Here is a 17,534-nt window from a genome sequence, read left to right on the forward strand (position 1 = left end):
CCTAGCGCCAAGGTATTTAGAAACCATTGCCGAAAAATGCCAAAATAACCAGTTCCGCTACAGGGCGATGATTAACGACGAGTTAACCAGCCCAATATTTATGCGGCACCACGTACTGGATCTAACTTTCTCTAAAATCTCGTACTCCGTTAACCGCGCGGTAACCATAGTGCTCGGCGGGAAGCGGGACGAACCGTTCTTGGCAGCAGATAAGAGGCCGAAGCCTTGGCTTCCTATCACGGTGCTGTGACTGGATCAGCTATCTGGGGGTGGACGCTTGCTGATCCAGCGCCGAGCTATAGATCATTGACGATGCCATAACTGTGCTATCGTGGCCTGTAAGGAGGTGTCATCACGAGAGGTGCAGACACTTCGGTCGGCGTTACGGAGCCGGGCGTGTGCCGCGAGCTAAATATCAAGTGGAGAAGGGAAATGTTCTCCGAGCAAGTTCCGTCGAGAAGATCCTAGAGTTCCTTAATCTTTGAAATTAACGAAAAGGCCGCCAGCATACGCTGACGGCCTCCTCTTTTGTCGATGTCACCCAAGCTTAGGCAAAAGCGACCTTGGCCGAGCGGCGGCGGACCCGCAGCGCTGATCCGGCGAACGCAAAGCCGAGGATCATCATGCCCCAAGTTCCCAGTTCGGGAATGGCTGCAACCGGGGTAAACGTGAGCTGGCCACCATAAGAACCAGCACCGCGCGAGTTCCCACTCACGGTAAGCGTGTTTTCCTGACCAGATACGATGTTGATGCCTTTGGCAAATGCAACTTCGAACAGTCCCTGTGCCGTGCGGGTGATCGCGGCTTCAACGCCGTTGAACGAGACGGACGTAAGGTCAAGATCGGTGACGTCTCGGAAGATCGTCGCGCTGGTGCTGATCGAGCCGCTGCCCAAGCCGTTCTGGTCGATGATGAAAAAGAAGTTGTCGGTGAAATCCCCGAGTCCAATCCCGGAGCGGCCTACGTTGGCGGTCACCGGACCGGAATTGATATCACCGGAAACTTCGAAACCCGTGTCGCCTGGCTCGAAATCCACAGCGTGGGCGGCTGGAGTGAAGGCAACCAACGCGGCAGCGCCGTACAAGGCCATCAATGATTTGCGCATCTTTTAGCATCCCTACTTCATAGGGCGAATCAGCGCCCCGCACCTCGCCCCTGTTGCGAGGCGGGGATCTCTTAACCCCTTTTTAACCTTACGTCCATTGACTCCGGAGTGAATGAATTCCGTGCAAACAGCGGATAAAGGCAGCAGCGGAAACAAGAAAAGTCCGTCATGTGAGTGGCTTAAGAATCCCGAAATGGGACTTGGTCTACGCCATCATGATGTTCGCACGCAGTAATGCGCGCTTTCAATCTGAAGATGGTCGAAGATGAGATCTGATTCGTTGCCGACCTGACGTAATCGGTCAGGTGTCAGCCAGGCGCAGAAGCGTCCACCCTGAGACGCGAATGCACCCAGGAACAGCTCGAAAGCGCATCGGCAGTCTACCCGGTGCCTTCCCTCCGTCCGAGGGCAAGAACTGTCTTGCCGGTGCACAGGTTATTGCATCAGCGCAATCTCATCGCGCTTTTAAGGCGTTCTTTATGCCCGCTCGCCGACGATTGGCTACAGCTAGGAGCGCGCATCGGGGGGCGTGAATCTACCCTCATGGGGGCGGGCGCGGAACGTATTCGCTAAGAAACTTGGATTGCCGATTAGGTAACGTCGCGCCAGCCGGCGTGGCTCCAGCATAAGGCGCCAAACCCACTCCAACTTGTTGCGCCGTACCCACATCGGTGCTCGACGTGCCTTGCCGGCATAGAAGTCAAGAAGCGCTCCTACGCATAAAACCGGAATGCCGAGCGCTTCGATCTGCGCGGCGGCCCATAACTCCTGACGCGGATTTCCCATGGCTGCGAGCACGAGATCGGCGCCAGACGCGCGGATCTGCTTGCTTACCTCTCCATCTTTCGCTTCCGCGAAAAATCCGTGGTGTGTGCCTGCAATGATCAGATGAGGGTGTCGCTCCAGGATTGCATCACTGGCGCGTTCGGCGGCGCCGGTCGGCCCACCCAGGAGAAATATCGAGGTTCCCGGAGGTAAACCTTGCAGCAGGTCTGGGGTAAAATCGGTTCCGTTCAGATTGTCGGGAAAAGGTTGTCGGTATAGCCAGCGGCTGGCTAGCTCAACGCCGATGCCGTCATTCAGCACGAGCGCGGAATCTAGTGCTTTGACGAAACGCTCGTTCTGCCGAGCGATATTGACAGTATGTGCGTTGGCAAAACAGACCAGCCATGGACGTTTGCCGGTGATTGCCGAAGTGACCAACGATAGCGCCGTTGCGCGGTCTAATACAGCTACGTCGACGCGGCCGATCCTTCGAGTGTTGATCGAAGTCGTCACGCTTAGCTCCACCGCACTGAGGACGGCGTCAATCACCGCCGGTCAGTGCAAGACCAGAAAGCGCCAGGCGTGTCTAGGGTCATGATCCGATAACTGGCTGCGGAACGGGGCGCTGGGCTTCATCGCGGGCGTGCTTGGCGGAGCATCATCTACGCCGTCGAGCGACTTCCAAGATTGGTGCTGCAATAGCATCAGCAATATCTGCTTGGTAGGCCGGATCAAGCAACCGTGTTGCGTCGTCGTTGTTGGATATAAAACCGGTTTCGATCAGAATTGATGGTATTCCCGCCGACTTCAACATCGCGAAATTAGCCGTTCTCGGCCTGCGGGCATAAGTGTCACTGGCACCCAGAGAACGGTGAATGTCGGCGGCCAGAGATGCCGCGAAGTTGACCGACGCTCGCTGTTCCAGATGTGCCAGTAGGTAGGTCAAATCCTCATCGTCGCTGCTATTCGTCCCTCGGCCCGCGAGGCGGCCAACCACGACGGCTTCACCAGTTTCGTTCAACACGTACACGGAAGCGCCCCGGGCACTCGGTGGTCCGCTGTCGGCATGAACTGATACAGCAAGGTTTGGCTTGCATGACGTGATTATCTTTCGGCGTTCCGTAAGGCTAAGGAAACGATCATCGCCGCGAGTTAAAGTGACCGACACATTCCTTTTACTAGCGAGGCGATTTGCCAGCAGTTTCGATATTGAGAGCGCCACTTCCTTTTCATACCTACCTCGAATACCAGCGGGTGCCCCAACGTCTCGTCCGCCGTGTCCGGGATCAATGACAATCGAAAAGTGTGCGCGCGGAAGTGATGTTCCGCACATCCCAATAGACAGCGCCATTAGAAACGAAGTAAGGATTACCCACACTCCTTGAACTGGTTGGTCAGCCCTTGTTGTCTTCCATTCGCAGTGCTGTTACCGTCCAAAGTGACTCTGTCGCTATAGCCCGCGTAGAAAACCTCGGAAAGGGGCTATGGCGAGATGGCGTCACGATTAAGTCATCGCGGTACAGGCCACCAAATTGCATGCTATGTTGCAGGCGTGGATGTCCCAGCATTTCTCATCGCGGCGCCAGATGTGATAACGGGATTGCGACCTGGATAGCTCGGTTAAGTTCCTGTTGTCAGTTTCGCAGTACGCTGTCGTCAATCTGGATCCACGGCGCGCGCGTACCCACGGCGGGTGCTGGCGCAGCGCGGGTAGCCGGTGCGCGCGTGCCGACTGCCGGCGCCGCTGTTGCCCGCTGCCGCGAGGCTGCAACAGGCGCGCCAGCGGTGGCGACCAGTGTTGCAACAGCGGTTGGGGCAACCGCCTGCGTACCGACTGACGCTGACGTACTGTCGGGTTGGAGCACAGCAGCTGGGCGCAGCGCCGATGTGGGTGTCGCCAAGGTGTTTGGCGGCCCCGCTCCTGCCGCAAGGGGGCGGGGCACGGGTGCGGCGAGGGCGATTACTGGGCGCGGCGCCAGCATCTCGGCAAATGGAGCGTCCAGCCGGGGCAGTACGGCGCCAGCGAACGCCTGCAGCTCATCGGGCATCAATCGCTCGCTTTCTGTCAGGGTCGCCGCCGCAGCGTTGCAGAATGCATCGCGCACCTGTGCCTGCGAGAAGAAATTGTACAGCCTGGTCATCGCATCATCGTAGCGGTCCTGCCAGTCGCCGCCGCTTGCGCGGTACTGGCCCTCCAGTGCGATCGCAGCGCTTGCTAGCGTGGCTTTGTGCGTCGCAAGCATCCTATTGTAGCGCTGTACGATCGCTGCCTCCTGTCCACCGCGACAGGCGAGCGCGGCGACGTTAAGTGCGACGCGCATGTGCCACACCGTCGCGGCCGGCGAGAGGCCACGGTTAATAGGGGTAATCGGCGGGGTGGCATAGACGGGCACTGGTGCCGGCGCCTGCTGCGGTACTGCGACCGCCACCTCCCTGGGCCGGAAGGCACAGGCAGCCATTGCGGTAATGGCGGCAACGGCGACGATGGCTTGTGCAACGCGTAACATGGCACCTCCTATTTCCCCCCGATTTCAACGTAAGAAACCTATTTCGTCAGCCGGACGACTGTCGAACGTGCTGCCCGCTTCCGCCTTGGTGCGCAGCGATCTGGCAGCGTCTCGGGCATCACTGTCTGGAAAGGGCCGCCTGAATCATCGTTAGTAAGCTTCCAATCACGTAGGGCTTGTTGCACTTGGGAACATCAGGATACCGGTCACGCGTAACGGCCTCGTCGTACCCGGTTACGAAAATGAACGGTATCCTGCGGGCAATTAGAGCATCGGCTACCGGAAAGGAGAACTCGCCGTTCAAGTTAACGTCTAGCACGGCCACGTCTATCCTGTGCTCGCGCTCGACCCGATCAAGAGCGGTCTTGATGGAAGAATCGGGACCAAGCACGATAGCGTCTAACTCTTCAAGTGCACGACTGAGACCTCGGGCGAGAATGAACTCGTCCTCGACAACTAAGATGCGATGCTGATCAAGGCTGCCCATGCGTACGAATTTTCTTTAGGCCAAGGCGGACATAGGAAGTGCTATGGAGCACCTGACCCCGTCTGGCGTCAAAGCGAAGGTTGTGCGAGCATTGAACTGGTATGGCAGCGCTTCTTCAATCAGGATGCGTCCTTGTCCGGTGCCAAGAGGTTCGCCGCCAGGATTTGGCATTATCACGTCCGTCTCCTGCCAATCGACACGTAGCCATGGACCGGTGTCATCAATCGCCTGATCAATTGCCCATGCGATCTTCAGCTTGCTAGCAGACTGTTTCAACGCTCCGTACTTCACGGCATTGGTAGTGAGTTCGTGAAGCACCATTGCAAAAGCCTGCAAGGCGGCGGGGCGCAGGGCCACGCCGTCTGGTCCCTGAAGGCTTACACGTTGTTCTCCATTGTCCAAAGCGCCCACCGCAGCCAGTTCATTTCGGATCAGCTCATCGAAGAAAACGTGGTCACCCTCGTTCAAGCGCGATAGGAGCCGTTGAACGCGGGCAAGTGCACCCAGTCTATCTCGAAGTTTGATCTCGAAGTCATGCAGGCTGTCGCTTGATCTAACTGCCTCATCAACCATGTCGCGTATGATACTGATGAGATTGAAGGTTCGGTGCTGGAGTTCTGTTACCAATACACGCTGACGAGCCTGTAGGGTGTGCAGCGCGTCGATGTCAGTAGATGTCCCAAGCCACTCAACGACCACTCCATTATCGTCCCGAACCGGAGTCGCGCGGGTCTTGAACCAGCGATAGCTTTGACTTGCCGCGTGGCGGATGCGATACTCGACTTCGAAGCCACCCGAATGGATTGCTGTGGACCATGCTTGTCTCGCGATCCCAACATCGTCAGGATGCAGTGACCTGAGCCAATTGGAGCCGTGGCTGTCAGATTCTTCCTGGCCGGTGAACTCAGTCCATTGCGGACTGGCCCAAGTCCATTCTCCCTTGCCCACGGCGCGCCACACGAGTTGCGGAATGCCTTCTACCAACGTCCGGAGCCGCAACTCTGTCTCGCGAAGCTCGGTCAAATCATGACCAACTCCACCGAACACCGTGATTTCGCCTGACACATTGGTGATTGGGAAGTCAGTGTCGCGAAGCCACCGAATGGCTCCATCAACTGGACGTTGAATGCGGTAGTCAAAGGTCGTGCGGTCACCGCGGAGAACCCGTTGCACAGCCTCTTGCGCTATCGGTCGGTCTTCGGGGACTATTAGTTGCAGCCAGCTGCTATAATTATCTCCGGTCAAGGCATCTTCACGATTAATCCCGTATATAGCCTCAAAAGCTGGTGTCAGGTAAAGCCATTGTAGTGTTCGCGCATCGCGTAGCCACAAGACATCCTGTGACGCTTCACCAAATTGTTGCAGGCGCTGCTCGCTCTCACGCACCTTTTCATTTATATGCATTCTATCGAGCAAGTCGGCCGCCAGCCGGGCCAGTACATCAAAGAATCTATAGCTATCTGCAGATAAGTGATGGCGTTCACGCCAGTAAGTGGACAGTACACCTACTATTTGTCCGTTGAACGAAATCAGAGGCGTTGCCTGGAGCGACAGGATGTTGGAAAGGTGGGTCGCCTCGACATACATCCGATCGCCCTCCAGTTTGTCGATGTCGGGCACGGTGACTCGCTCGCCGGTGCGCAGCGCCCGTTCAGGAGGGCTGTCTGTGTTTGTCTGCACCGACCGCCAGGCCTCCGCCGTTTTTTCATGTAGGCCCTGCGAGGCGAGTAGCCCCAGCTTACAAGAAGAGGTAGCTGGCGCTTGGATGCTGGCCGCATCGGACTGCATAAGCGCGGAAGCGGCTTCCACGATGCGCTGGTAGAGGGCCCGCGGTTCGTGCTCACCGACGAGTTCACTACTGACACTTTGCAGCTCTTCCATGGCGTTCAGATCTGCTGAACGCTTGCGCTCAATCCCAAGCTGTTTGGCTGTCAGATCAAGCCGGTCAACCATCATTCCGATAAAGAGGGCTATGACTCGCAGGAATTGAATGTCATCCGGATCGAACTCACGCGGATCGTCGCTGTCGACCTGAATGCTTCCATAATGGCGCGCACCAGCCGCGAATATCGGGGCGCTTGCAAATGCCTTAAGGTTCGCAGCTTGCAGGTAGGCGGACGTGTCGAAGCGATCATCGGAGTCAACGTTGCAGGCAAGTACAGGCCCGTCTGACTTCGCAAAAAACGTCTCGTACGAAGGATCATCCACAGGAACACGGAGAGTGCCGCTGGAATCGTGCGGCCATCCGAAACTGGCGCGTAGCAGTAGCTCGTTACCGCCTTCCTGTTTTTCCAGCACGCTGGCACGACCGGTGCCAAGCGCTTCTCCGACAACCCGGCAAGCCTCAAAGAGCGCGCCATTGAGGTTTTCGGAGCGGCGAGCGAACTCGCCAAAGTCAGACAGGATCTGCGGCCGCGCCCTCTTCTTATGACGATCCGGCATTGCAAATCTCTCCTGCGCGCAGATGCATCGCCGAAATTAATGGTAAACAGAACATTTACGTCAAGTCCAGCGTTATGAAAGCCCGAAATCGCCGGAGCCTTATAATGCTTCGTTCGTGGTAATATTTCTGCGGCGGCGAAAGCGCTCTCTTCACCTTTCGGCTTTTCGCGGGGCCACAAGACTTAAGGCCTAGGACTCAAAATCAACCAGCGGACTGGGGCGGAGCGGCTCGCCTGATCCACTGCGGCGTGGATCATGGGAGGTATGGCATGACGCTGTTATGGTTGTTGGACGAGGCGTGGGCGACGATCGAGCCGCACTTGCCCAAGAACCAGCCCCGGCGCCCGGCGCGTGGACGACCGGCGGGTGATCTCCGGCATCCTGTATGTGCTCAAGGTTGGCTGTTGCTGGTGCGACTGCCCGGCCGACTACGGCCCGTCGACGACGGTGTACAACCGGTTCAACCGCTGGTCGCACCGGGGCTTCTGGCTGAAGCTGCTGAACGCGCTGGTCGATGCCGACGCGGTAACGAGGAGCACCGCGATCGACAGCACCTACGTGAAGGCGCAACGCGCCGCCTTTGGCGCAAAAAGGGGCGGCGGTACAAGCACGCGGTGGCTGGACGACCAAGGTCCACGCGCTCGCGACGTCGTCGGCCGCCCCTATGCGCTGATGCTCACCGCCGGCATCGTCAGCGACATCAAGGCCGCTCCCGCACTTCTCCAACGCGCCGGGCGCATGCGCTATCTGCTTGCCGACAAGGGCTACGATGCTAACCAGTTGCGGCGCTCACTGCGAGACGCTGGCCCGTCCAGGTCATCCCTGGCCGAGGTAACCGCAAGCGGATCACTCGCTACGACAAGGGGCACTACCGCGGTCGCCACCTGGTCGAGAATGCCTTCTGCCGCCTCAGGGACTTCCGTCGGGTCACCACACGCTACGACAAGCCCGCCGCCAACTTCCTCGCGGGCGTTGCCCCCGCAACGGCTCTCGCCTTCTGGCTGTGAATGAGTCATCGTGTAATTTGTGGCTGCTTCCCCGGGCCGGCTGAGCGGCGCACCTTCTGGTTGTCGGACCTGAAGGAAGGAAGCAGCCATGAAGCACTATGCCGGAATCGACTTGTCGATGGAAACATCGCACGTCTGCATCGTCGACGCCGATGGGCGCAAGATTGCGGCCCAATGCGTGAACAGCACGCCGGAGGCAATTGCGGCGCTGCTGGAGCATCACGGACCGGTGGAGCGCGCCGTGATCGAGACTGGCCGGATGACGCCGTGGATCGCGCGGGGCCTGCAAGAGCTGGGTGTCCCTATCGTCTGTATCGATGCACGGCAGGCCCATCAGAGCCTGAAGGCGATGAAGGCGAACAAGACCGATCCACATGATGCCGCTGGCTTGGCTCAGCTGGCGCGAACGGGCTTCTTCAAGGAGGTGCATGTTAAGTCGCCGACTGCGCACGGCGTACGTTCGGTGATCACCGCTCGCTCGCACCTCGTCGAGGCGCGCGTCCGGCTCGACAACACCATCCGGGGTCTCTGTGCCACTTTCGGGATCAGGCCGGGAGCTGGCCAAGGCGAGCGTTTCCTCGCGCGCGTGCAGGCTGCCGTTGCCATCCCGGGCCTCGGCGAAGCGATAGCCTCGTTGCTCCGGGCGCGGATCGGGCTGGTTGACGAGATCCGCCGCATGGATCGCGAGCTCAAGGCGATCAGCGCCGCGTCTCCGTCATGCCAGGCGCTCATGAGCATCCCGGGTGTCGGTGTGCAGACCTCCGCCGCCTTTGCAGCAGCAGTTGATGAGGCAGACCGTTTCAAGCGGTCGCGCACAGCAGGCGCCTACTTCGGCCTCGTCCCACGTCGGCACCAGTCGGGCGAGCTCGACTGGACGGGCCGGATAACCAAGCAGGGCGACGGAACCGTCCGCAAGCTCCTCTACGAAGCCGCCAATTCGATCCTGACCCGCACCAAGCAGCCGTTCGCGCTGAAGACCTGGGCGCTCAAGATCGCGAAACGGCGAGGGCTCAAGAAGGCCCGCGTCGCGCTTGCCCGTCGTCTCGCCGTCATCATGCACGCCATGCTGCGTGACGGCACTTTGTTCGAAGCCTGAGATACGGTAGAACCAGTTCGCCAGCGGTGACGCTCTCAAGCTGACCCGATGGCGGTGTCCCGAGAGGGAACGCAGGGACGGACGATCTGCGAAGGTTATCAGATGGGCCTTCAAGCCCGCTTCGAGTCAATGCAACGTCCGGCCTTGTGAGACCCGATACAGCACCACCGACCCCCAGGCCGGCGAGTGCGGACAGATCCTTGAGACCCTCAAGGGACAACCGCCGAGCGACTGCAAATTACAGATCTGAGCCCTAGCACTATAAGGTCCACAGCTAGATGTTTGGTCCCAGTGATTGCTGGTGCGGATTTGAGATAAACCGGCTGGGGTCATCGGTCCATGCTTTGCAGATGGCTTGGTAAGGTGTGAGGCCCCGGAGCGTCTTTAACCGCCGGGCGAAGTTGTAGGCCGCAACGAAATCGGCGAGGTTGAGTAGCCCCCCCCGGGTAGTCCGGTTTCATAGTTAGTGCATTGTTGTCTCCGCCGCCATTGCCGGTTGGAGGTGGAGCGAAGCGGAACCGGAGGCCGGCAATGGCGGTGTCGCCGCTTCCGGGGCGGGTGGCCGGTAGCCGAGGCTGCTGTGGGGACGGACAGTGTTGTAATGACGGCGCCACGCCTCGATCAGCACCCTGGCCTCGGCGAGGCTGTAGAAGATTTCGCCGTTGAGCAGTTCGTCGCGAAGCGAGCCGTTGAGGCTCTCGTTGTATCCGTTTTCCCATGGCGAGCCCGGCGCGATGTAGAGCGTCTTTACGCCGACCTGGCCGAGCCATTTCTGGACTGCGGTAGTGATGCTGAACTTGGGCGCCGGCTGTTAGGAAACCCGATTCCCTTGCGTTGGTAGGTGCGGCGTTTACGCGTTAGCGGTGGTGTTGCACTGTCCGATTGGCAGCGAACAGGTTGATCGGGTTCTTTTTTGATTCGGCGTGGCAAGGGCAAGACAGCATGAGATTTCTGATCGGCACGGCGCATTTTTTCGCGCCCACCTACCGCGATGCAGGAATGCACCGCTTCGCCAAAGCGCTTGCCGCCAAAGGGCATCATGTCGACTTCGTCACCTTCGGGCAGAGCTGGCTCAAGCAGCGGATCAAGGGCGATACGCGTCGCTACGTCCAGTCGGCAAACTCCGCGGCTCGGGATAGTGTGAACCCGCCGAACATCCACGCGCACGTTCATCGTGAAGCGTTTCATCCCCTCAGCGGCTCGCCGATCGCGGAGCGGCTGACGCAGCCACTCGAGCGGCTGTATGGGCGCCGTGTTGACGGTTGGACGCAAGCCGCTGCACGAGCCGCAGAGGTGATCATCCTGGAGTGCGGATACGCCCCGTATTTCTTCGATGTGCTCAAGCAGCTCAATCCGCAGGCGCACTTCATCGCCTTTTACAATGATCGGCTCGATCTGGTCGGGTTTCGACGAGAGACGCTGGCGCTAAACAATCGCGTGCTACCCCGCTTCGACCTTGTACGGACCAATGCGGAGGCGTTGCTCGCCTATTTGCCCGCGGGCGCTAATGGCTGCTACGTGCCTCAAGGCGTCGACAAGGAGAAGATACGCTTCGACCTGCCCTCCCCTTACGTGGCGGGGACGCGCAACATCGTGTCAGTCGGCAACATGTTGTTCGACGACGCTGCCGTGCGCGAGATCGCGGCCGCGGCGGCTAAAAAGGGTGCCACCATCCACGTGATCGGCGCGGCCATGACCGACCCGCCCGCTAACGTCATCGTGCATGGCGAACTGCCCTTTGAACGGACGCTGCCGTTCATCGTTCACGCCGATGTTGGCCTTGCGCCTTATCGGGCGGTTGAAGGGGCGGACTACCTCGTCCAGTCCAGCCTCAAGATCCAGCAGTACAGTTACTGCGGGCTGCCAATCCTGCTCGCGCGTCAGCTCGGCATCGATGGCGAAAACTTCGTCCTATACAATCGCGACCGCCCCGGTGACGTTGCCAAGGCGGCCGCACTCGCGTTCGCAAAGGGCAAATCGCGCGAGTACGGACGATCTATTCGCGGATGGGACGAAGTTGCCGACCTACTGATCGAGGCAATCGCCTCCGCTCCGCGACGCTGACCTGGCCCCAAGTGATCAAGGAGCAGAGAGCCTGTGTAGCCAGGATAGAAGCTGTCGATGTAGCCATCCGATTCCCGATATCCGTGTAGTGAAGGCGGGTATTTGCAAGGATTGCTGACGGCCCGCCATCCCTCTGATTGCCAGTAATCTCCGATGGTCATATGTAGGTTGGGGGCCTTCCAGTGTGGCAGGCAGCAGCTTGAAGGGGGGAGCTGAAAAAATGTCGTGCGTCACGCTGCATCGTGAGCTTACCCTTTTTGGTCCGCTTTGCTGGCGGAATGCTGCCCACGTCTTGATCGTGATCGGTTCCGTTTTTGCTGGCTGTGCGGAGGCGCAGACGGTCATTGCTCAGCATTCTGAGGCAAGTCCGGCAGTTGGCCAAGTCTCACTCAGCGGATCGCCGCTGAGCCAAGCTTCGGCAGACAACCAGCCACGCTTTACGATCGTACCCAGTGTTAGGACTGTCTACGATAGTAACGTGCTACGCTCCTTTGACGTAGGCGATGCGGGCGATAATGTGCGCGTTACGCCGGGGATCGATTTCCGTATTCGCCGCGCGTTCGGGCGTGTAGCTCTGACCGCGGACGGGTCGGCCGGCTATGACTTCAATAGCCGCTATCGTTTTCTAAACCGCAGCCGGATCGACTTTGGCGGCACTGCCCGCGCGCCAGTCGGTGCGATCTGCTCTGCTGGGCTTGATGTACAATTCCGACAATTCCAGTTTGAATTGGATGACACTCAAGAGACAGTTGGATCTAGTACGCGGAACCAGTCTTATTCGTTAACCGGTAGTTGCCCAAGAGCAGCAGGCTTCTCGCCAATCGGTTCGCTATCCTACAGCTCGAACCGAAGCAATGGGTTAAGTATTTTTGATTCCTACCAGTTTAGAGAGCAAATTGGTGTAAGCTATGCCAAGCCTGGCTTGGGAACGCTTGCATTAGTCGCAACCGCTCAACAGCTTCGCCGACCAAACATTGCCGATCTGATTGGTTTCGAAGATGGAACAGATATTCGTAGCCTGTTGCTTGGGCTAACCAGGGCGGTATCACCGCGAATTCGGTTCAATCTCGCAGCCGGCATCACGGAAGCCAATCCCACGCGCGTGGGAGTCGAAAATTTTGTCGGCGCCTCTTACGATGGGAAAGTTGAGTGGTTGATCACGCCGCGCTTTGTAGTCAGCGGAACGGCCGCGCGCGCGGTGAGCAGTCAGAATGGCATTGGCGCCACCTACGTGATTCGCGAAGACTATGGCGCCGCTGTGGATTGGCAAGTTAGCGGTGCGAGCCGCGTCGGCATTGCGGCGCGGCAGACGAAACGCGACTTCCGCGGCGAGGATCTTAACCTAGAGCGGCAGCCGATTGGCAGCGACGAGGTCACCGCCCTTAGCGCCAACTACAGCTATGCGGCTAGTCGCAGTCTTCGCTTAGGATTTGGGCTGAGTCATCGCTGGCGGGACGCAGAAAACTCGTTTTATGATTATGAGGCAACGGTGCTGTCGAGTTCGATTGGCACGCAGTTCTGAGTGAGAAGGGATAAGTCATGAGCTTACGCGCTCTTATTGCCGCCGCTGCGTTGCCGCTCCTGGCGAACGCACCTTTGCAGACCTCGGAGCCTCCCACGGTGCAGGCTAGCCCGATGCAACCGGCTGACGGTTATCTACTCGGCGTCAACGACGAGGTTGAAGTAACGATCTACGGCTCTGGTCAGAATCAGGTTGTGCGCACCCGGATTAAGGAGGATGGCACCATTACACTGCCTTTCCTGGGTACGGTCGCCGCGCGCGATCGGACGGCGCGCCAACTCGCAGCGCAGATTACTGAGCAGTTGCGTTCCGGTGGCATCTTCACCAAGCCATCGGTCAACGTCGAAATCACTCAGTTCGTCAGCAATTCCATAACCATGTTCGGCCAAGTCGCGACGCCTGGCGTCTACCCGATCGACCGACCGCTGACCGTTGCGATGGCCGTTGCGCGCGCCGGGGGCGGTCAAGCGAACGGCGCCGATTACGTGATTTTGCGCCGTCGTGGCGATGACGTCGAGCACCGCATCTCGTTCGATAAGCTGACTGGCGAGTGGAGCACCGCGACTCCCATCCAGTCGGGCGACATTCTGTTCGTGCCGACCGCGCCGGTGGTGTTCGTATATGGCCAGGTTAATGCTCCGGGATCGTTCACCATCCGCAGTGGAATGACGCTGCGACAGGTCATCGCCCGTGCGGGCGGCCCAACCTTGGCAGGAACACAGCGGCGCATCTCGATCTATCGCGGTGATCAGGAGATCAAGCGTGTCGACCTGAACAGCACAGTCCAGCCGAACGACACGATCTTCGTACACGAACGCTTCCTCTGATCTTGTAGCGGGGCAGCGGAGCCGATCGTCACCGGCGCCTCGTCTTTCGAGCGAGGCGCTTGGGGATCGGCTACGTCTTGAGACGATTTCCATGGGGTGGTCTTGTTCCAATCCGATGTCGAAGGCGGATCGATCGCGCTGTTCGCCCTCATAGCAATCGCGATTGCCATCGGGGTGCGTGCTTGGATCGACCGATCTCGGCTCGTTGCGCATTGGTCGCTGGCGATGATGGTGGCGGCTGCTTATGCCGCCTTGAGCGAAACAGCTGAACACGCGGTGGCGGGTCTGCTATGGATCAGCGCTGGGTTGATCGGTTTAGGTGGGTTGGCCAAGCCAGCTTCCGGCTCGGATAAGGCCAGAGCGTATGCGATCGGCATTGCATGCCTCGTCGTGTTCGCCCTGCCGATCCTGGTACCACCTCTTCAGCTCGCCATCGCGCAGACAGGATCGCCAGCTGTCCTTGCTGTCGCGATCAGCTGTTGCATGACAGCAACGCCGCCGCGCTCAATGGGGTGGCGGATCACTGTGATTGTGGCGACGCTCGTAAGCGTGATCGTCGCCATGCTTCCGCTGCGCGTGACGGGAGGTGAGCAATTTCTCTTACTTGCTGGCATATGCCTCCTGGCTGGTGCAGGACAGCAGCGTGTGACGATGCTGCAGCGTCTCGCTCTAACGGATGAGTTGACCGGTCTTGCCAATTTGCGCGCTTTTCGAGAATCGGGCGCGCGGGCGCTCGCCCAGGTAAAGCGTGCGCGCGAGGCACCCGGTGTTACGCCTTTACTCATCCTCGCCGACTTAGATGGGTTCAAGTTGATCAACGACCGTGAAGGTCATGAGGCTGGTAACCGGGTCCTCTCCGCCTTTGCAACCATGCTGCGCGATGAGCTTCGCGAAGGCGATCTGGTCGCTCGTATCGGCGGTGATGAATTCGGCATGCTCTTGGCTGGCGTGGAGGCGCAGACATCCGCTGGATTGATAGGCCGGCTTACACGGGCAACCACCGCGCTTCGCGTGCCGGGAGTCGCCTCCCGCTTGACGGCCACGTTTGCGACGGCAGAGCTTTTGGCAGAGGACAAGTCGATCCACGACGTCCTACGGCGCGCTGACATAGACTTGTACGCGCGCAAGACAGCGAGAGCCTAGGCGTTTGCTCTCGCGTGGTCAGCAGACCCACTGCCCCGATCCGGTTCTCTGCCATCAATGTGTATCGCTTGATCTGGGCTGCAGGGCCAGAACTTGAATGAGCCTTGGGAATGTCGTGAGGTCCTCGCGATGATATCCGAAATCGTGGTAAGTCGTCTGCATCAGGAGATCATGGCTCATGCCCGATTCGACGATTGCGCTGACCTTCAGGATGGGCTGGCTGAACTGGTCGCTCCCGCTGACGCCGGAGGAAAGTTTTGGGCTCCGTGGGCGTATCACCAAGCGCGACCCAGCCACGACGAGCGAGTTCCTCAAAACAATAAGGGATTGGCTGCCCTCTGCGGCGGTCAGGCGCGCCTTGAAGAGCTTGATGATGGAACGCGGCCTCTTGCTGAATTTAGTACCCGGCTTAGAGTTGCCGGCGCAAATGAGAAGGCATTTGACCGGTTTCGACATCACCGCATCCGGCGCCACGATGTCTCTGCACGAGTAAGCCACCCATGTGGTCTGAGCCAGGACTCGGACTACGTGCAGGTGTCCACCGAGCGTCCTGCTGCCGAATGCTCAGCTCGTGCCGATAAGGGGGTGCGGACACACGTCCATTCTCGATGGCGGTCCCGAAAACCCGTCCGCTGGCCCTCCTTCGGTCAAGCTGATAAGGCATCAGCTTGACCTTAGCCGAAAGGCACGCTGATGTTCGATTTGCCCACACACTCTATCGGCGAAGATGTTCCGCGACACCTTCATCAGACCTTTCCGACCATGAATGTTCCAGAAAACTTTGGCAGGCAGATTGCGGCACTTAGAGCACGCAATCCTGACTGGAATTATACTCTCTACGACAATGAGGCGGTCGAAAATTACATCGCAGCCGCGTACGGTCAGGAAGTGCTCGCTCTTTATCACAAGATTAATCCGGGCTATGGTGCTGCTCGCGCCGATCTATTCCGGTATCTCCTCATGTATCGAGAAGGCGGTATCTATCTGGACATTAAGAGCGGAGCGGATCGCCCGTTGAACGAGATCGTATCGAACAGCGCAGGGTTCTTGCTGACGCAATGGACTCGTGGGCTAGGGCGCGAGACTTTTGGCGTGCATCCCGAGCTAGCGCACTGTCCCGGCGGCGAGTATCAGCAGTGGCAGATCACGACGGTGCGGGGGCATCCATTCCTGCGTGCGGTGATCGAACACGTGTTGAATAACATCGCTCATTACTCTCCTTGGCGGAATGGTACTGGTGGTAATGGAACTTACCGCGTGACCGGTCCCATCGCATACACACTTGCCATTCAGCCGTTGCTCTCGTTGTACGACCATAGGATCGCCACGGATGCTGAGGCCGGCTTAATATACAACGCTACGGCATCATCTCATAAGCCGTCTTTCTCCGGGCACTATTTGAAGCGCACCGATGCGATCGTGAGCCCGCGCAATTTGACCTCGCGGCTATCAGCGGGAGCATACACTGCTCTGCAGATTACTCGTCGCGTCCTGCGTGATTAGAGTATCCGTGATGGTCAAGCGAGAGGTGGCAAAGAACGACTGGGCCGGACATCCAAGATGGGCAAACGCACATTGCGACGCTTGCTTATCATTGGGGCACGCGCAGTCGCTGGCTGGGCGTCACGTAAGGGTGCAAAGCCGCGATCGTGGCTGGCCAGCATGATGGCGCGCAAGCCGCCGATGCTGGTGCGGGTGGCACTCGCCAACAAAATGGCCCGAACGGTCTGGGCGCTGCTCGCCCATGGCGGGGTCTACCGAGCTCCGGCCGTGGCGGCGTAAGCCGTCAGGGTCGTAGGGTGCCGTGGAGCAGGCTGAGGGCGAAGGAGAGTATGGCGCAACGGTCGTGAGACGGGGTGGGGAAAACCAGATCATGGACAAGCGCTATCCAAGCGCGCCAGGTTGTTTTGGACCCGATCCTCGAACTCCCATACGGGTCCGCGGCATGTCATGGCCGCATAAAGGCCGGACACATGTCAGCACCCGATCCGCGCGCCATTGGCTATCCCAAGATTCAGCTTGCTCCAACGGGGGCGTCCACACATGTCCATGATCACCACGTCGCAGGGGCTCAGCTCGGGCATGAGCACCTGGTCGACATAGGCGCAGAAGGCGCCCTGGGTGATTGGCCCGTCTAGTACCATGGGTGCCACATGCCGTGAGGGTCCCCCGGTTTCTCGTCCAGGCTGAGGGTGAGTTTGCGGTGTTCATTCAGCGGCGATCTTGGCCGCGGCAGCAGCATATTCGACCGGCGTCAGCCAGCCAAGCGATGTGTGAGGACGGCTCTCGTTATAGTCCCGCCGCCAAGCCTCGATCTTTGCTCGGGCATCCGCCAGCCACAGGAACCAGTGGGCGTTGAGGCATTCGTCGCGCAGGCGGCCGTTGAAGCTCTCGACGAAGCATTGTCGGTCGGTTCGCCTGGCCGGCTGAAATCGAGCGTGACGCTGTTCTCGTACCCCTCCGCAGCCTTCCAACGATGCTTCGCATCGTCGGAGCCTGGGGCTGCTCCGCCCAGCGGTCGAGCGCCTTCGAAATGAACTCCGGGCCATAGCACATTGGGAAGCGCTGG

The 17,534-nt window shown here is 59.1% G+C and carries 14 protein-coding genes and 5 pseudogenes; 9 read left to right on the forward strand and 10 right to left on the reverse strand.

Annotated features, from left to right (window positions below; genetic code table 11):
- Positions 1 to 547: 547 nt before the first annotated feature.
- The 6 genes from XM50_RS05815 to XM50_RS19155 form a co-directional block, all read right to left on the reverse strand.
- A complete protein-coding gene (locus tag XM50_RS05815) occupies positions 548 to 1,105 on the reverse strand; it encodes an FxDxF family PEP-CTERM protein (RefSeq protein ID WP_046408131.1) in 558 nt (185 codons plus the stop codon).
- 507 nt (positions 1,106 to 1,612) lie between these two features.
- A complete protein-coding gene (locus XM50_RS19550) occupies positions 1,613 to 2,383 on the reverse strand; it encodes a WecB/TagA/CpsF family glycosyltransferase (protein WP_197075417.1) in 771 nt (256 codons plus the stop codon).
- A 145-nt stretch (positions 2,384 to 2,528) separates the two neighbouring features.
- Positions 2,529 to 3,221 carry an N-acetylmuramoyl-L-alanine amidase family protein gene (locus XM50_RS19555; RefSeq protein WP_082102760.1) on the reverse strand — a complete coding sequence of 231 codons (693 nt, stop codon included), beginning with the start codon at positions 3,219 to 3,221 and terminating at the stop codon, positions 2,529 to 2,531.
- Between the two features lie 283 nt (positions 3,222 to 3,504).
- A complete protein-coding gene (locus XM50_RS19150; RefSeq protein WP_052742450.1) occupies positions 3,505 to 4,377 on the reverse strand; it encodes a hypothetical protein in 873 nt (290 codons plus the stop codon).
- 118 nt (positions 4,378 to 4,495) lie between these two features.
- Positions 4,496 to 4,864, reverse strand: a complete 369-nt coding sequence (locus tag XM50_RS05825; RefSeq protein WP_046408133.1) for a response regulator — start codon at positions 4,862 to 4,864, stop codon at positions 4,496 to 4,498.
- A 15-nt stretch (positions 4,865 to 4,879) separates the two neighbouring features.
- Entirely contained in the window at positions 4,880 to 7,306 is a 2,427-nt protein-coding gene (locus XM50_RS19155; RefSeq protein ID WP_052742451.1) for a PAS domain-containing protein, read from the reverse strand.
- Positions 7,307 to 7,657: 351 nt separating this feature from the next.
- On the opposite strand from XM50_RS19155, the gene XM50_RS19560 reads away from it, so the two are divergent.
- Both XM50_RS19560 and XM50_RS05835 read left to right on the forward strand, forming a co-directional pair.
- Positions 7,658 to 8,317 carry an IS5 family transposase gene (locus tag XM50_RS19560; RefSeq protein WP_231621871.1) on the forward strand — a complete coding sequence of 220 codons (660 nt, stop codon included), beginning with the start codon at positions 7,658 to 7,660 and terminating at the stop codon, positions 8,315 to 8,317.
- 84 nt (positions 8,318 to 8,401) lie between these two features.
- On the forward strand, positions 8,402 to 9,409 hold the full coding sequence (locus XM50_RS05835) for an IS110 family transposase (RefSeq protein ID WP_046408134.1): 1,008 nt from the start codon (positions 8,402 to 8,404) through the stop codon (positions 9,407 to 9,409).
- Between the two features lie 274 nt (positions 9,410 to 9,683).
- On the opposite strand, the pseudogene XM50_RS20020 reads toward XM50_RS05835, so the two are convergent.
- Together XM50_RS20020 and XM50_RS19565 are read right to left on the reverse strand one after the other, a co-directional pair.
- Positions 9,684 to 9,839: pseudogene (locus XM50_RS20020) on the reverse strand (IS481 family transposase); the annotation flags it as partial.
- Positions 9,840 to 9,872: 33 nt separating this feature from the next.
- Positions 9,873 to 10,211, reverse strand: a pseudogene (locus XM50_RS19565) (integrase core domain-containing protein); the annotation flags it as partial.
- Between the two features lie 95 nt (positions 10,212 to 10,306).
- Between XM50_RS19565 and XM50_RS05840 the strand changes: the two are divergent.
- The 7 genes and pseudogenes from XM50_RS05840 to XM50_RS20780 all read left to right on the forward strand — a co-directional run.
- The gene (locus XM50_RS05840) at positions 10,307 to 11,473 is read left to right on the forward strand and encodes a GumK N-terminal domain-containing glycosyltransferase (RefSeq protein ID WP_156167182.1); all 1,167 of its coding nucleotides are present in this window, start codon (positions 10,307 to 10,309) and stop codon (positions 11,471 to 11,473) included.
- A gap of 184 nt (positions 11,474 to 11,657) precedes the next feature.
- Complete coding sequence (locus XM50_RS19570) at positions 11,658 to 12,995, forward strand: outer membrane beta-barrel protein (protein WP_156167183.1); 1,338 nt, start codon at positions 11,658 to 11,660, stop codon at positions 12,993 to 12,995.
- Between the two features lie 17 nt (positions 12,996 to 13,012).
- Positions 13,013 to 13,822: an SLBB domain-containing protein gene (locus XM50_RS05850; RefSeq protein WP_082102764.1), complete on the forward strand. Its 810-nt coding sequence runs from the start codon at positions 13,013 to 13,015 to the stop codon at positions 13,820 to 13,822.
- A gap of 102 nt (positions 13,823 to 13,924) precedes the next feature.
- Positions 13,925 to 14,965, forward strand: coding sequence for a GGDEF domain-containing protein (locus XM50_RS19160; RefSeq protein WP_156167184.1), 1,041 nt, complete (start codon positions 13,925 to 13,927; stop codon positions 14,963 to 14,965).
- A 178-nt stretch (positions 14,966 to 15,143) separates the two neighbouring features.
- Positions 15,144 to 15,458 (forward strand): hypothetical protein, encoded by a 315-nt coding sequence (locus XM50_RS20460; protein ID WP_046408139.1) that lies wholly within the window; start codon positions 15,144 to 15,146, stop codon positions 15,456 to 15,458.
- A 200-nt stretch (positions 15,459 to 15,658) separates the two neighbouring features.
- A complete protein-coding gene (locus XM50_RS05865) occupies positions 15,659 to 16,468 on the forward strand; it encodes a glycosyltransferase family 32 protein (protein ID WP_046408141.1) in 810 nt (269 codons plus the stop codon).
- Between the two features lie 24 nt (positions 16,469 to 16,492).
- Positions 16,493 to 16,747 (forward strand): annotated as a pseudogene (locus XM50_RS20780) (IS110 family transposase); the annotation flags it as partial.
- A gap of 263 nt (positions 16,748 to 17,010) precedes the next feature.
- On the opposite strand, the pseudogene XM50_RS20465 reads toward XM50_RS20780, so the two are convergent.
- Both XM50_RS20465 and XM50_RS19580 read right to left on the reverse strand, forming a co-directional pair.
- Positions 17,011 to 17,118: pseudogene (locus XM50_RS20465) on the reverse strand (IS630 family transposase); the annotation flags it as partial.
- Between the two features lie 54 nt (positions 17,119 to 17,172).
- Positions 17,173 to 17,534, reverse strand: a pseudogene (locus XM50_RS19580) (integrase core domain-containing protein); the annotation flags it as partial.

The organism is Sphingomonas sp. Ag1, assembly GCF_000980895.1.
Taxonomy (GTDB): Bacteria; Pseudomonadota; Alphaproteobacteria; order Sphingomonadales; family Sphingomonadaceae; genus Sphingomonas; species Sphingomonas panaciterrae.

Excerpts from the sequence above, each read along its gene's own strand:
- XM50_RS05825 (WP_046408133.1), bottom strand. The coding sequence starts at position 4,864 with ATGGGCAGCCTTGATCAGCATCGCATCTTAGTTGTCGAGGACGAGTTC.
- XM50_RS20460 (WP_046408139.1), top strand. The coding sequence starts at position 15,144 with ATGCCCGATTCGACGATTGCGCTGACCTTCAGGATGGGCTGGCTGAAC.
- XM50_RS19150 (WP_052742450.1), bottom strand. The coding sequence starts at position 4,377 with ATGTTACGCGTTGCACAAGCCATCGTCGCCGTTGCCGCCATTACCGCA.
- XM50_RS05850 (WP_082102764.1), top strand. The coding sequence starts at position 13,013 with ATGAGCTTACGCGCTCTTATTGCCGCCGCTGCGTTGCCGCTCCTGGCG.
- XM50_RS05865 (WP_046408141.1), top strand. The coding sequence starts at position 15,659 with ATGTTCGATTTGCCCACACACTCTATCGGCGAAGATGTTCCGCGACAC.
- XM50_RS05815 (WP_046408131.1), bottom strand. The coding sequence starts at position 1,105 with ATGCGCAAATCATTGATGGCCTTGTACGGCGCTGCCGCGTTGGTTGCC.
- XM50_RS05835 (WP_046408134.1), top strand. The coding sequence starts at position 8,402 with ATGAAGCACTATGCCGGAATCGACTTGTCGATGGAAACATCGCACGTC.
- XM50_RS19155 (WP_052742451.1), bottom strand. The coding sequence starts at position 7,306 with ATGCCGGATCGTCATAAGAAGAGGGCGCGGCCGCAGATCCTGTCTGAC.
- XM50_RS19555 (WP_082102760.1), bottom strand. The coding sequence starts at position 3,221 with ATGGCGCTGTCTATTGGGATGTGCGGAACATCACTTCCGCGCGCACAC.